The organism is Streptomyces sp. NPDC054047, assembly GCF_055585065.1.
This window is the reverse complement of sequence record NZ_JBVJKV010000013.1, coordinates 92,821-106,240: the sequence shown is the minus strand read 5'-3', so window position 1 is coordinate 106,240 and position 13,420 is coordinate 92,821. Positions and strand designations below refer to the sequence as shown.

Below are 13,420 nucleotides of genomic sequence, written 5' to 3'. Positions count from 1 at the left end.
TGTGAAGACCCCGTCCGAAGAGGGGAGTTGCCAGGCGATGGGCAGAGGAAGACCGCGTATACCGGTGCTGAGCGCGGACCTGATAGCGCGGGAGGCCCTCGCGCTGATCGACGCCGAGGGGGCCGACGCGTTCAGCCTGCCCCGCCTGGCCGCGCGGCTCGGGGTGCGGACCGCATCGCTCTACAACCACCTGGACGGCCGCGCCGAGGTCATCGAGGGCGTGCGGCGGCTGATCGTCGAGGAGATGGACGTCTCCGCCTTCGAGGCGCTGCCGTGGCCCGAGGCCCTTGCCGCGTGGGCCCGTTCGTACCGCGACGCCTTCGCCCGGCACCCGCAGGCGATCGACCTGCTGGCCACCACGACCATCAGCTCACCGGCCACGCTCAGCATGTACGAGGCGGTGGTCGCGGCGCTGGCCCGCGGCGGCTGGCCGCAGGAACGGCTGGTCACCACCCTGACCAGCGTCGAGTCGTTCCTGCTCGGCTCGGCGCTCGACCTCGTGGCGCCGCCGCTGATGATCGACCCGGCCGGGCACGCGCCACGGGTGCCGGTCCTTGCCGCCGCCCTGGAGAGTGCCGTGGGCGGCGGCAAGGCGGCGCGGGCCGACGAGGCGTTCGCGTCGGGGCTCGACGCGCTGATCCGCGGGCTCGTGGCTCAACTCGCGGAGTTCCGCGGGGAGTAGGCGCACCCGGCTTACCGGCGGCGGAGGTCAGAGGCCGCGCGCCGGGTCGGCGAGCGTCTCCCAGAACATCGCCTCGTAGCGCTGGAGGAGTTTGCCGTGGCGCAGGGCGGACCCGGTCGCGTCGAGGCCCCGGTCCATGCCCGCGCGCACCGCGGCGAGCGCCTGCCGTTCGAGGTCGGGCGCGGGCTCGGCGAAGAAGGCGAAGAACCCGCAGGCCTCCTCGCTGAAGCCGTAGTGGGCGGGAAGCGCGCGGGCCAGCGTCGCGCAATAGGCGCCCCAGGCCGCGAAGTTGGCGGTCAGGGCGAGGACCACGTCGACGGGGGCGCCGTTCAGGGCGAGCCAGGCCACGTACGCGGGGTAGGCCTGGCAGCCCGCGCGCGGCTCGTACGCGTCGGCGTCGGCCTTGTCCACGCCGCACGCCGCGACCAGGGCGTCGAGCCGGTCGAGGGCGAGGGTCTCGCCCTCGGCGAGGGTGCGGAAGAAGGCGGCGCACTCTGCTTCTCCGGAGGCGGCCGAGCGTTCGGCCAGGTGCAGGAAGGAGCGGCGGTCGGCGGGGATCACGGAGCGCTGCTCCAGAGCGAGAGCGGTGATCGCGGAACGGTTCGCGGTGCCGTCCGCGACCCGCGGGACGAGCGGGTTGGCCGCCGGATCCGGGGCCAGCTGCACCGCCACGGCGTCGAGCAGTTCCTCTGCGGTCCGTGTCATCGTCCGTCCTCCCTGCCCTCGGCGGAACTTCTCAGCACTCCTGCTAGTTTCTACAGTGCTGTAGAAACAAGTAACCAACGTACGGAGCTCTCATGGCCCTGTGGGACCGCGTCAAGGAATCCGCATCGACGATGCAGACCCAGCTCATGGCGAAGAAGAACGACCTCAAGAGCGGCGCCTTCCGCGACTCCAGTATGGCGATGTGCGCCCTCGTCGCGGCCGCGGACGGCACCATCGATCCGTCCGAACGCCAGCGCGTGGCCCAGCTCATCGCCACCAACGAAGTGCTGCAGAACTTCCCCGCCGACGAGTTGCGGCGCCGCTTCGACGAGTACGTCGACAAGCTGACCGCCGACTTCGCGTTCGGCAAGGTCAGCGTGTTGCAGGAGGTCGCCAAGGCGAAGAAGAAGCCCGCCGAGGCGCGTGCCGTGATCCAGATCGGCATCGTCATCGGCGGCGCGGACGGCGACTTCGACCCGGCGGAGCGGGCCGTCGTGCGGGAGGCGTGCTTCGCGCTCGACCTGCCGCCGCACGAGTTCGACCTCTGATCCCGGCCTCTGGATTCGGCCCCTGATTCCGGCCTCTGGTTTCGGCCCCTGTTCTCGATTTCCGACACGGCCGCGACCGTCAGGCCGCGCATGGGGCGGACGGGGTCACCCGCCGGCGCCGCCCGCCCCCAGGAGCCCCCGCAGCATCCGCTCGTCGGCGGGCGAGAGCGTGGTGACGAAGCTGGCCAGCACGGCGCCGCGGTCGCGTTCGCCGTCGAGCACCTTGCGCATCCGCAGCGCGGCGAGACCCGCCTCGTCCGCCGCCGAGCGCCAGACGAACGACCGGCCCACGCGCTCGCGCGTGACGGTGCCCTTGGCGAGCAGCCGGGTCAGGATCGTCATCACGGTGGTGTAGGCGAGGTCTCCGCCGATACGTTCCTGCACCCACGCCGCGTTCACCGGCCCCGCCGCGCCGTGCAGCACCGCGAGCACCTGCGCCTCCAACTCGCCCTGCGCGCGCCGCCGGAGGCGGGGCTGCCGCGCCTCGCGTTCATGCCGCTCCATGCCCGTGTTTACCTGGACGCCTGTTCCCGACGCCCGTTCCCGGGGCTGTCTTGACGGCTCTCTTGACGGCCCGTCGAGGGGCGCCACATCGTAACGGGACGCGGTATCGGGACGCGGCACCCCGGTTACTTCTACAGTGCTGTAGATTTTTCTCTCCGGCCCTGACCACGGCCGGTACGCACCTCACCTCAGGACTTCAGGAGGACATCGTGGGAGTTTCCCTGGCCAAGGGCGGCAACGTCTCGCTCAGCAAGGAGGCCCCCGGCCTCACCGCCGTCCTGGTCGGCCTGGGCTGGGACGTCCGCACGACCACCGGCACGGACTACGACCTGGACGCCAGCGCACTGCTCTGCGACGACTCGGGGAAGGTCGTCTCCGACGAGCACTTCATCTTCTACAACAACCTCAAGAGCCCCGACGGTTCGGTCGAGCACACCGGCGACAACCTCACCGGTGAGGGCGAGGGCGACGACGAGGCCGTGAAGGTGAACCTCGCGGCGGTCCCCGCCACCATCACGAAGATCGTTTTCCCGGTCTCCATCCACGACGCCGAGAACCGCGGCCAGAGCTTCGGCCAGGTCCGGGGAGCCTTCATCCGCGTGGTCAACCAGGCGGACAACGCGGAGATCGCCCGCTACGACCTGACCGAGGACGCGTCGACCGAGACCGCCATGGTCTTCGGCGAGCTCTACCGCCACGGCACGGAGTGGAAATTCCGCGCGGTCGGCCAGGGTTATGCCAGTGGGCTGCGCGGCATCGCGTCGGACTTCGGCGTGAATGTCTGAGGAGTGCACGTCTGAGGAGTGCACGTCTGACGTACGCGTCCGATCGACGTACGCGTCGGACGCGCACGTCCGAGGTGCCACGGCGACACCGGTCGCCGCGCAGTCATCCGACCAACGGCGGCAGAGGGAGCGGGACGTGTACGGCGATCCGGCAACAGTGCGCAAGATCCTGACGGAGCTCGGAGACACCTGGGCGGTCGTGGGGCTCTCCACGAACGAGGAGCGAGCGGCGTACGGGGTCGCGGGGGTCCTTCAGCGCTACGGAAAGCGCATCGTCCCCATCCACCCGAAGGCCGAGACGGTGCACGGCGAGAAGGGCTACCCGTCCCTCTCCGCCGTGCCCTTCAAGATCGACGTCGTCGACGTCTTCCTCAACAGCGCCCTAGCGGGCCAGGCCGCCGACGAAGCCGTCGCGATCGGCGCGCAGGCGGTCTGGTTCCAGCTGGGCGTCATCGACGAGGCGGCGTACGAACGGACGCGGGAAGCGGGCCTGGAGATGGTGATGGACCGCTGCCCGGCCATCGAACTGCCCATGCTGCGCTAGGCGTTCGGGGAGCGGGCGCTGTGGCCAGGCCGGCTAGCCGACCCGCCGCAGCGCCCTCTCCCGGCGCGCCGCCACGCTGGAGCCCGACTCCCTGCGTGCCATGCGGCGCAGCACGACCGGGGCCACGAGCAGGCCCAGCACGGCCCAGGCCCCCAGCACCCCGGCCGTCTCCCAGGGGCGCCAGGAGCCGGCGATCTCGATGGCGGCCGCGCCGTCCGGCAGCAGGGCCGAGCGCATGCCGAGGCCCAGCCAGTAGATGGGGAACGCCTGGGCCGTCCACTGCAGCCAGTCCGGCAGCGCGGTGATCGGGTAGAAGATGCCGGAGATGGCGATCATGCCCAGGATCGGCAGCTGGATCAGGCCCTGGCTGCGCGCGCTGGTGAACACCGAGCCCAGGATCGCGCCGATGGGCAGCGTGGCGACCATGCCGAGGAGAAGGACCCAGGTCAGCGTCAGCCACGAGCCGGGGCCGCCGATCGCCAGGCCCCCGACGACGAAGATCCCGGGGATCAGCAGGATCGCCAGGTCGGCGAGCAGGCCGCCGGAGACGGAGACGACCTTGCCGATGAGGTAGCCGGGCATCCCGTTCGGCGTCGCCTTGGCGCGCAGCAAGGTGCCGTCCTCGCGTTCGGCGGTGAGCGCCTGGCTCATGCTGACCATGCCCATCGCCGCGTTCATGCCCAGGATGCTCGGCAGGGCGAGGGTGCCGAGCAGCAGTCCGCTCGTGCCGAACGCCGTGTCCCGCATGAAGAACATGACCGTCAGCATCAGCACCGGCCACAGCAGATGCGACAGCACGTCGCCGCCGTTGGTGAACGACTGCCGCAGTTCGATCAGTCCACGGCTCCAGCCCGCCCGGACCGCCGCGCTCGTCGCGTTCACCGGGCCACCGCCTTCCCGGTCCCGCGGGTCTCCTCGGTCTCGCGGGTCGCCCCGGTCTCGCGCGTCTCCTCGGCCTCGCCCTGTTGTCGTACCAGCGCCAGGTAGGTGTCCTCCAACGAGGCCCGGTGGACCTCCAGTTCACCTACGGCATCGCCGTGCTCGCGGAACAACTCCCTGACGAACGCCGTCGATTCGGCCGTCGCCTTCACGAAGTGCCGCCCGCCGTACGTCCAGCGCACCTCGTCCCGCCCCGCGATGCGCCGCGCCAGGTCGTCCGGCGAGCCGTCCGCGATGATCCGTCCCCCGGACAGGATCAGGATGCGGTCGGCGAGCTTGCCCGCCTCGGCCAGGTCGTGCGTGGTGAGCAGGATCGTGGTCGCGTGGTCGTCGGCGAGGCGGTGGACCAGTTCGTGGAACTCCTGCCGGGCTTCCGGGTCGAAGCCCGCCGTGGGCTCGTCAAGGAACAGCAGTTCCGGGCGGCCCACGATGCCGATCGCCACGTCCAGCCTGCGCCGCTGTCCGCCGGACAGCGTCTTGATCTTCTTGTCCGCGTGGGCGCTCAGGCCGACCGCCGCCATGAGTTCATCGGTGTCCCACGGCCGCCGGATCGTGCCGGTGGAGTAGGGGGCGTAGTACGTCCCCAGGTGCGCGAGCAGCTCACGCACCCGCCACTTGCCGTGGTCGCGCCAGGACTGCAGGACGACCCCGATCCGCGCCCGCCAGGCCTCGGTGCCGAACGCCGGGTCCGCGCCGAGCACGTGGACGCGGCCCGCCGAGCGCATGCGGAACCCCTCCATGATCTCGATGGTGGTGGTCTTGCCCGCACCGTTCGGTCCGAGCAGCGCGAGCACCTCGCCGTGCCGCACCTGGAAGGTCACGTCGCGCAGCACGTCGGCGGTGCCGTAGCGCATGCGCAGCCCCTCGACATCGAGCACGACGTCCTCGCTCGTCGTCGTCACGTCAACTCCTCGCCCTGTCCATAGCCATAGCCGCATCCGAATCCGAATCCGTTCAGATGTCGGCGAAGCTACGTTGCGTTCAACCAGCCATCAATGAATAACTGGACGAGACAGCCGCTCCAGTAGGGGAATTCACGGATTCATTGCAATGGACTTGCCGATGAACGCAAGGAGGCCGACGCGCATGCCCGGAGGCAGGCTCACCCACGAAGACCGCCGCCGCATCGGCGCGGGCCTCGCCGAGGGGCTCGGGTACGCCGAGATCGCCCGGCGCATCGGCAGGCCGACGTCGACCGTCAGCCGCGAGGTGACCCGCAACGGCGGCCCCGAGGCCTACCGCGTCGACCACGCCCACCTCGCCACCGAACGGCGCGCCCGCCGCCGCAGGAAGATCCCGCGCCGCGAGCCCGCCGCGCCCGCCGACCCCTACGGACGCGACCCCGAGGCCGTACGCGACTTCGCCGAGCGGCTCGCGGCCCTGATGGTCAGCACGGGGGTGCCCCGCATGGCCGCGCGAGTGCTCACGTGCCTGATCGCCGACGACTCCGGCAGCCTCACCGCCGCGGACCTCGTCCAGCGGCTGCGGGTCAGCCCGGCGTCGGTGTCCCTGGCCGTCGGCTATCTGGAGGGGCTTGAGGTGATCCGCCGCGTACGGGAGCCGGGACAGCGCCGCCAGCGGTACGTCATCGACGACGACGTCTGGCTCCAGGCGTGGCTGACGAGCGCCCAGCAGCACGCGACGTGGGCGCGGACCGCGCAGCGCGGCGTCGAGGTGCTCGACCCGGCGACGCCCGCGGGGGCCCGCCTTGCCCACATGAGCCAGTTCTTCGCGACCCTCAGCGAGGACATGAGCGGCGGCACCGGAGCCGTCGACGACGCCCTGACCGTGCTTGCCGCGCTGCGGCACGCGGGCGCTCCCCTCCCGGAGTGCGCCCTGGCCGCAGCCCTCGGCTGGCCCGCGGACCGGGTGTCCGCCGCCCTGCGCCGCGCCGGACAGGACCGTCTCTCTCCCGCGCAGCTCAAGGCCGTCAGCTCTCGAAGCGGTACCCCATGCCCGGCTCCGTGACGAGGTGGCGCGGATGGGACGGGTCCGCTTCGAGCTTGCGTCTCAACTGGGCCATGTAGACCCGCAGATAGTTGGTCTTGCTGCCGCGGGAGGGGCCCCACACGTCCCGCAGCAGCTGCCGCTGGCTGACGAGCCGCCCGGGATTGCGGATCAGTATTTCGAGCAGCTGCCACTCGGTCGGGGTCAGGCGTACGTCGCGTCCGCCCCGCCGCACCCTCTTGGCCACCAGGTCGACGCTGAACTCGTCCGTCGTCACGACCTCGGCGGCAGGGTCGTCCGGCGCGGCCCGCGTGCGGCGGACGGCCGCGCGCAGCCTGGCCAGGAGCTCGTCCATGCTGAACGGTTTGGTGATGTAGTCGTCGGCGCCCGCGTCGAGCGCCGCGACCTTCTCGGCGGAGGCCCGGCGCGCGGTGAGCACCAGGACCGGCACCCTGGTCCAGCCGCGCAGGGCCCTCAGTACGTCCACGCCGTCCATGTCCAAAAGCCCCAGGTCCAGGACGACGACGTCGGGTCGACGCGCCGCCGCGATCCGGAGCGCCGTCGCGCCGTCCGGCGCCGCGTCCACTGCGTACGCGCGCGCCCGCAAGTTGATCACGAGAGCCCGCGCGAGCCGGGAATCGTCCTCCACCACCAGCACCCGGGTCACCGACGTGCGGCCTTCCGGGTCCTGGCCACGGTCGCTGTCGTCGCTGCGGCAGTAGGTCGTGCCGGGCCGTACGCCGCTCACGCGCTCGCGCTCGACCCCTGTGCCTTCGTCCAGAATCACCGCTGTTCCCTCGTCCGGAATCACCGGCTTCCACCGAACCGCCTCGGGACGCGGAAGAGGCGGCCCTTGACGCGGCTCTGGCGCCGGTGACGAGGACGTTGACGGCACTCTGACGGGGGCGCGTGCGGCCGCCCGGCGTCTCCACCGGGCGGCCGCACGGCGCGTCAGGCCGCGGCGCCCACCAGCGCGGGGCGCTCGGCGTCCCGCAGCCGCTCCATCAGCGAGATGCGGGCCCGCGCCACCCGCGAGCGGACCGTGCCCACCGGGCAGCCGGTGAGCAGCGCGGCCTCCGCGTAGGGCAGCCCCAGGAGCTGGGTGAGGACGAAGGCCTCACGCCGCTCGTCGGGCAGCGTCGCGAGCAGGTCGGCGAGGACCACGCCGTCGTCGAAGCCCGGCAGGCCCCTGGGCTGGGCCCGCTCCGCGGCGGACTGCCAGTCGTCCGTGTCGGAGAGGCGGGGCCGGGCGGCGGCGTGCCGCAGGCTGTCGATCACCGCGCGCCGGGCGATGGACAGCAGCCAGGTACGGGCGGACGAGCGCCCTTCGAAACGGTGCAGGCTGCCGAGGGCCCGCAGGAACGTGTCCTGCGTCAGGTCGTCGGCGGCCTGCGGATCGCCACCGAGGTACGTCACGTACCGGCGGACGTCGCGGTGCAGGGCGCGTACGAAGTGCTCGACCGCCTCGGGGTCACCGGCGCGGGCGGCGAGCGCCCAGGCCGTTATCGACTCGTCGGGTGAGCTGGGCAGGGCAGGAATGATCACCTGGTGTCCTTCTCGGGAATCCGGGACCCGGGTACGCGGTGGATACGTGCGTCCGGCGGGTCCGGTGAGGGGGGTACGGCCGCGCGCGAGTGCGTACGACCGATGCCCGAGCCGCCCGGCCGCGCGACGTGGCGCGCGGGAACGGCGTCGGGGAGCCGGCTGTCAGGCGACAGCGGTCCCCGTGGGCGGACCCCGAGAAGTGATGGCGTGGACGAGGAGCAACTGCCGCGGCCGGCCCGCCGCAGGGCGGCGACGGGGCCGGATGCGGGGCCGGTGGGCGGGCGCCGGGAGCTCGAGAGGCACCCGCAGCGGGGCGACGAGCCACCCGGCGAAGGCACGCGCGATCCGGAAGGCCGCACGCTCGCCGTGCGCGAGCCAGAGGCCGCACAGGAGCGCGGCGAGCAGGTGGGCGGCGAGCATGCCGAGCGGCGACATGCCGCTCATGTCGTGGCCGCCGCCCATGTGATCCATGTGTTCCATGGAGGAGGACATCGAGGGCACAGCGGGCACAGAGGGCACAGCGGGCACGGGGGGCGCGGCGGGCATGCCGCCCGACATCGACCCCGAGGCGGGCACCGGGGCGGACATGGCCGAGCCCTGTCCCCTGCCCATGGAGTCGGCGCCCATCGGCGCCGCGCACAGCACGTGCTGCGCCCACCGCCGTACGAGCGGGACTCCGCCGGAGGGCTGCGCCACGGCCTGCGCCAGGGAGAACCCCGAGTGCAGCGCGGCCTGCGCGGCCACCGTCACGGAGACGACCACCGGCAGCCCCCGCTCGCGCCCGGCCAACGCCCATGCCGTGGCGCCGACTCCGACGGCTCCGGCACCCAGCGTCCACCAGGGCACCGGGGCCCCCGACATCATCACGTGCCCCAGGGCAGCGAGCAGCACACAGGCGGCCGCGAACACCGCAGCCCGTACCGCGCGAGAACACCACCCAGCAGTCATGGCGGGGACATCTTTGCATTCGCGCCACTCCTTTCACGGGCGGGTACGCGAAATGAACCCGGTCCACTCACCCGCCCCGCAGGTGTGAGCCACGGCACACACGACCGCGGGAACTGGGCGGACCTGCGCTCCGACCCCTGAGGGGGCGACTCAACGCGCGGAGTCCGCGAGCAGCTTCAGGGCCAGTGCCTCGGTCTCCGCGTCGGCCTTCTCGGGGCTGCCCGTGTCGTACGGCGGGTCCGGGTCGTACTCGACGGCCAGCTGCATCGCCCGGCCGACCTTCTCGTCGGAGAGCCGGGACGCGAGGTGCAGACCCATGTCGATGCCCGCGGAGACGCCCGCCGCCGTAATGATCTTCCCGGTCTCGACGAAGCGGCCGGGGGTGTAGACGGCGCCGACCTCCTTCAAGTACGGGCGCGACGCCCAGTAGGTGGTGGCCGGGAGTCCGCGCAGCAGGCCCGCCGAGCCGAGGATGAGGGAGCCCGTGCAGACCGATGTGGTCCACGTGGAGTGGCGGTGGATGCGGCGGATCCACCGGTGGGCGTCGGCGTCCTCCATCATGGCGACCGTCCCGCGATCGCCGCCGCCGGGCACCAGCAGTACGTCGGCCCTGCCGACGTCGCTCATGGCCCGCTCGGCCACCAGCGTCAGTTCACCGGTGTCGGTGCGGACCGGGCCCGCCTTCCTGGCCACCGTCGTCACGCGCACGCCGGGTACCCGGCACAGCACTTCGTACGGGCCGACGGCGTCCAGGGCGGTGAATCCGTCGTACAGCAGCACGGCGACGTCCAGCGACTTCGCGGCCTCTTCGCCGGGTGCCCGACGCTCTGCCGCGTGCGCCGGAAGGCCCGACGCGGCGGCGAGTCCGGCCGCGCCCAGCGTCCCGGCCACCGCGCCCCGCAGCACCTGACGACGGCCCGCGCCCACCCCGAGTCCATCAGCGCCCATCTCTTCTCAACTCCCTTTCGCAGCAAGTCTGTTGGTCATGACAGCGACACGTCTCAGGAGTCGGACGGCGGGCCCGTCCGGTTCCCGCCCCGGACGGATTCCGTGCCCGGCCGGACCACGACCGCCTCGGCCCGGACGCTGCCGCCGTCCCGGAAGTGCAGCGTGAACGGCACCGTGTCGCCCACCTGCCACCGGCCGCGGGCCCGCAGCATCACGTCCACGCCGAGCGGCGACATCGCCAGGGTGCCGTGCGCCGGGACCTCGGCCGATCCCGTGCCGCTCATGTACGCCGCCCGGCCGCCCGTGGTCCGGTGGCGGCCCAGCATGGCCTGGTCGGCGGCCGGGGAGTCCGAGGTGACGCCGGTCAACCGGTCCGCCGAGCCGCCCCTATTGGTGATGCGGAAGTAGGCCGAGGTGTCCTGCGTGTCCCCGTACGGCAGGAAGACCCGCCCCGCCGCCACCTCGATCCGCGCGGGCCTGCCCGCACCGCCCGCGCCCACCCACGCGGTCAGGCCGCCGAGCGCGACGGCACACGCCGTGACGGGCGCGAGCGCGGCGAGCAGCGGGCCGCGGAGGCCGCGTGCCGCCGACCGGAAGTCCTTGCTCATCGCACACCGGCCGTCCTGCCGCGCACCGGACCCGGCCGCCAGGTGCGCAGCCGCAGGCTGTTGCCCACCACCAGGAGCGAGCTGACCGACATCGCGGCGGCCGCCACCATGGGGTTGAGCAGGCCGACGGCCGCCAGGGGCACGGTGACCGCGTTGTAGCCGAAGGCCCAGACGAGGTTCGTCCGGATCGTGCGCAGGGTACGGCGGGCCAGCAGGACCGCATCCGCGACGGTCTCGATGTCGCCGCGTACGAGCGTGACGTCGGCGGCCCCGATGGCCGCGTCGGTTCCGTCGCCCATGGCGATGCCGAGGTCCGCGCCCGCGAGGGCCGCCGCGTCGTTCACGCCGTCCCCGATGACCGCGACACGGTGGCCCTGGCCCCTCAACTCCCTCACCAGGCCCGCCTTTCCCTCGGGCGTACAGCGCGCGTGGACCTCGGTGATGCCCAGCTCCGCGGCGACCGCGCGGGCCGTCGGCTCGCGGTCTCCCGTGGCGAGCACCGGGCGCACGCCGAGGCGGCGCAGCCGGTCGACGGCTCGGTAGCTTCCGGGGCGTACGACGTCGCCGATCGCGATCAGGGCCTGGGCCACCCCGTCCACGCGGACCACGACCGGGGTGTGCGCGGCGGCTTCGGCGGCGGCCAGCGCAGAGGCCAGGGCGTCGGGCAACTCGCCCTCGGGGGCGCCGACTTCGACGGAACGACCCTCGATGCGGCCGCTCACCCCGCTGCCCGGCGTGGCACGGAACTCGGTCACCTGCGGCAGCGGGCGTTCCGCGTAGGCGACGACCGCCCGGCCCAGCGGATGTTCCGCGCCCCGCTCCACCGCACCGGCGAGCCGCAGCACCTCCTCCCGTGCGATGCCGCCCGCCGTCACGGTGACCCGGACGACGCTCATCCGCCCCGAGGTGAGCGTGCCGGTCTTGTCGAGCACGACGGCGTCGATGTGCCGCAGGGTCTCCAGAGCCCGCGGTCCGCCGACCAGGACGCCTAGCCGGGCGCCCCGGCCCGTGGCGGCGAGCAGGGCGGTGGGGGTCGCGAGGCCGAGCGCGCAGGGGCAGGCCACGACCAGGATCGCCACGCACGCCGTCACGGCGGACTGCGGGGCGGCTCCCGCGCCGAGCCAGAAGCCGAGCACCGTGACGGCCAGCGCGAGCACCACCGGCACGAATCCGCCCGCCACCGTGTCCGCGAGCCGCTGGGCGCGCGCCTTGCCGGCCTGGGCCTCGGTGACCAGTCGGGTGATGCGGGCGAGCCGGGTGTCGGCGCCGACTGCCGTGGCCCGCACCAGGAGCAGCCCGCCGACGTTGACGGCGCCACCGGTCACCGCGTCGTCGGGGCCGACCTCGACGGGCTCGCTCTCCCCCGTGATCAGCGAGAGGTCCAGGGCCGAACCGCCCTCCCGCACCACGCCGTCGGTGGCGACGCGCTCCCCCGGCCGCACGACGAAGCTCTGGCCCGCGCGGAGGTGCGCGAGCGGGATGCGCCGTTCCGTGTCACCGTCCCTGACCTCGACGTCCTTGACGGTCAGGGATGCCGGCGAACGCAGCGCCGCCCCCGTCCCGTGCCGGGCCCGCGCCTCCAGGTACCGCCCCGTCAGGACGAACAACGGTACGCCGACCACCGCTTCCAGATAGATGTGCGCGGCCCCGTCCGCCGTGGACGGCAGCAGGCTGAACGGCATCCGCATGCCGGGGTCGCCCGCACCGCCGAGGAAGAGGGCGTACGAGGACCAGGCGAACGAGGCGGCCACGCCGAGCGAGACGAGCGTGTCCATGGTCGCGGCGGAGTACCGCAGTCCGCGCAGCGCGCGGGCGTGGAACGGCCAGGCGCCCCAGGCGGCGACCGGCGCGGCCAGCATGAAGCACAGCCACTGCCAGTTGCGGAACTGCAGGGCGGGCACCATCGAGAGGACGAGCACGGGGACCGCGAGCAGGGCGACGATCAGGAGGCGGTCGCGGTCACGGTCGCCTCGTACGCGGTCATCGCGCGCGGGCTCCGGGTTCGCGGACTCGGGGTTCGTGGACTCGGGGTTCGTGGACTCCGGCACGGGCTCGGGGTCCGACGGCGGCCCGCTGTCCCGCTCGGGGAGCGGCTCCGGCTGCCGGACGGGTTCCGCCGTACAGCCCGCCCGTTCGACCGCCGCGACGAGTTCACCGAGGGCGACGGCGGCCGGATGGGTCACGCGGGCCCGCCCGGTGGCCAGGTTCACCACCGCGCTCACCCCGTCCAGCCTGCCGAGCCGCTTCTCGACGCGCCCCACACAGGCGCCGCAGGTCATCCCGCCCACGGTCAGATCGGTGACGACGTCAGTGACCGCCGCTTCCGTGCGACCCGCCGCCGCCATCGCCCTGCCCCCTCTCCGTGTCCGTCCCGGTCTCGGTCTCGGTCCGCTGCATCCCGGGTGCGACCGGTCCGACGGCCGTGCCCACGGCGTACGACACCGCGAAGATCACCGCGAGCAGCGCGAGGAAACCGCAGAGCAGGGGCAGTTGGGGGCGATCGCTCATCGCCGCTCTCCTGACACTCGTGAACGAGACAGCGCGGAACCGTCACGTCCGCGCCTGTTCAGGAGTCGGCCGCGGAGGGGCTCCAGTTCCCGTGCCGCACATAACGAGGACGCGGACCACCATCTGTCCGGCGGCTCCCTCGCGGACTGGTTCGACGCCATGGTGCATGTGCGTGAGGTGACGCCGGTGAGGACGCTCGGGGGCTCCTG

General features: G+C 72.9%; 16 protein-coding genes. 5 read left to right on the top strand and 11 right to left on the bottom strand.

Translation table 11 applies throughout. The features are described 5' to 3' along the window. The first annotated feature begins 37 nt into the window (after nt 1–37). Nucleotides 38–682: a TetR/AcrR family transcriptional regulator gene (locus ACZ6ZP_RS36110; RefSeq protein ID WP_383825732.1), complete on the top strand. Its 645-nt coding sequence runs from the start codon at nt 38–40 to the stop codon at nt 680–682. Nucleotides 683–709: 27 nt separating this feature from the next. Here the strand turns inward: ACZ6ZP_RS36110 and ACZ6ZP_RS36105 are convergent, their stop codons facing one another. Beyond that, entirely contained in the window at nt 710–1,387 is a 678-nt protein-coding gene (locus ACZ6ZP_RS36105) for a transcriptional regulator (RefSeq protein WP_361469234.1), read from the bottom strand. 92 nt (nt 1,388–1,479) lie between these two features. Between ACZ6ZP_RS36105 and ACZ6ZP_RS36100 the strand changes: the two genes are divergently transcribed. Then, nucleotides 1,480–1,935, top strand: coding sequence for a tellurite resistance TerB family protein (locus tag ACZ6ZP_RS36100; protein WP_361469236.1), 456 nt, complete (start codon nt 1,480–1,482; stop codon nt 1,933–1,935). A gap of 105 nt (nt 1,936–2,040) precedes the next feature. Here the strand turns inward: ACZ6ZP_RS36100 and ACZ6ZP_RS36095 are convergent, their stop codons facing one another. Continuing rightward, nucleotides 2,041–2,439, bottom strand: a complete 399-nt coding sequence (locus ACZ6ZP_RS36095) for a BlaI/MecI/CopY family transcriptional regulator (protein WP_468617622.1) — start codon at nt 2,437–2,439, stop codon at nt 2,041–2,043. Between the two features lie 209 nt (nt 2,440–2,648). Between ACZ6ZP_RS36095 and ACZ6ZP_RS36090 the strand changes: the two genes are divergently transcribed. Then, on the top strand, nt 2,649–3,224 hold the full coding sequence (locus ACZ6ZP_RS36090) for a TerD family protein (RefSeq protein ID WP_351169816.1): 576 nt from the start codon (nt 2,649–2,651) through the stop codon (nt 3,222–3,224). 136 nt (nt 3,225–3,360) lie between these two features. Next, nucleotides 3,361–3,768 (top strand): CoA-binding protein, encoded by a 408-nt coding sequence (locus ACZ6ZP_RS36085; RefSeq protein ID WP_361469242.1) that lies wholly within the window; start codon nt 3,361–3,363, stop codon nt 3,766–3,768. 33 nt (nt 3,769–3,801) lie between these two features. Here the strand turns inward: ACZ6ZP_RS36085 and ACZ6ZP_RS36080 are convergent, their stop codons facing one another. Then, nucleotides 3,802–4,650 carry an ABC transporter permease gene (locus ACZ6ZP_RS36080; protein ID WP_351169821.1) on the bottom strand — a complete coding sequence of 283 codons (849 nt, stop codon included), beginning with the start codon at nt 4,648–4,650 and terminating at the stop codon, nt 3,802–3,804. Next, nucleotides 4,647–5,561 carry an ABC transporter ATP-binding protein gene (locus ACZ6ZP_RS36075; RefSeq protein WP_351170081.1) on the bottom strand — a complete coding sequence of 305 codons (915 nt, stop codon included), beginning with the start codon at nt 5,559–5,561 and terminating at the stop codon, nt 4,647–4,649. The genes ACZ6ZP_RS36080 and ACZ6ZP_RS36075 overlap by 4 nt, the downstream gene beginning before the upstream one ends. A 232-nt stretch (nt 5,562–5,793) precedes the next feature. Here ACZ6ZP_RS36075 and ACZ6ZP_RS36070 point away from each other — a divergent pair, with 232 nt between their 5' ends. Then, nucleotides 5,794–6,675, top strand: a complete 882-nt coding sequence (locus tag ACZ6ZP_RS36070) for a GbsR/MarR family transcriptional regulator (protein WP_469410033.1) — start codon at nt 5,794–5,796, stop codon at nt 6,673–6,675. On the opposite strand, the gene ACZ6ZP_RS36065 is transcribed toward ACZ6ZP_RS36070, so the two are convergent. The 7 genes from ACZ6ZP_RS36065 to ACZ6ZP_RS36035 all read right to left on the bottom strand — a co-directional run bounded on the left by ACZ6ZP_RS36065 (nt 6,638) and on the right by ACZ6ZP_RS36035 (nt 13,211). After that, nucleotides 6,638–7,321, bottom strand: coding sequence for a response regulator transcription factor (locus ACZ6ZP_RS36065; protein ID WP_351170084.1), 684 nt, complete (start codon nt 7,319–7,321; stop codon nt 6,638–6,640). The genes ACZ6ZP_RS36070 and ACZ6ZP_RS36065 overlap by 38 nt on opposite strands. Nucleotides 7,322–7,605: 284 nt before the next feature. Continuing rightward, nucleotides 7,606–8,199 (bottom strand): sigma-70 family RNA polymerase sigma factor, encoded by a 594-nt coding sequence (locus ACZ6ZP_RS36060; protein WP_351169827.1) that lies wholly within the window; start codon nt 8,197–8,199, stop codon nt 7,606–7,608. 162 nt (nt 8,200–8,361) lie between these two features. Continuing rightward, nucleotides 8,362–9,147 carry a hypothetical protein gene (locus tag ACZ6ZP_RS36055; RefSeq protein ID WP_469410029.1) on the bottom strand — a complete coding sequence of 262 codons (786 nt, stop codon included), beginning with the start codon at nt 9,145–9,147 and terminating at the stop codon, nt 8,362–8,364. A gap of 150 nt (nt 9,148–9,297) precedes the next feature. Beyond that, a complete protein-coding gene (locus tag ACZ6ZP_RS36050) occupies nt 9,298–10,095 on the bottom strand; it encodes a DJ-1/PfpI family protein (protein WP_351169833.1) in 798 nt (265 codons plus the stop codon). Between the two features lie 53 nt (nt 10,096–10,148). Next, nucleotides 10,149–10,703, bottom strand: coding sequence for a copper chaperone PCu(A)C (locus ACZ6ZP_RS36045; protein WP_366464797.1), 555 nt, complete (start codon nt 10,701–10,703; stop codon nt 10,149–10,151). Next, nucleotides 10,700–13,048 carry a heavy metal translocating P-type ATPase gene (locus ACZ6ZP_RS36040; RefSeq protein WP_469410026.1) on the bottom strand — a complete coding sequence of 783 codons (2,349 nt, stop codon included), beginning with the start codon at nt 13,046–13,048 and terminating at the stop codon, nt 10,700–10,702. The genes ACZ6ZP_RS36045 and ACZ6ZP_RS36040 overlap by 4 nt, the downstream gene beginning before the upstream one ends. Next, nucleotides 13,011–13,211 (bottom strand): hypothetical protein, encoded by a 201-nt coding sequence (locus ACZ6ZP_RS36035; protein WP_469410024.1) that lies wholly within the window; start codon nt 13,209–13,211, stop codon nt 13,011–13,013. The genes ACZ6ZP_RS36040 and ACZ6ZP_RS36035 overlap by 38 nt, the downstream gene beginning before the upstream one ends. Between the last annotated feature and the right edge of the window lie 209 nt (nt 13,212–13,420).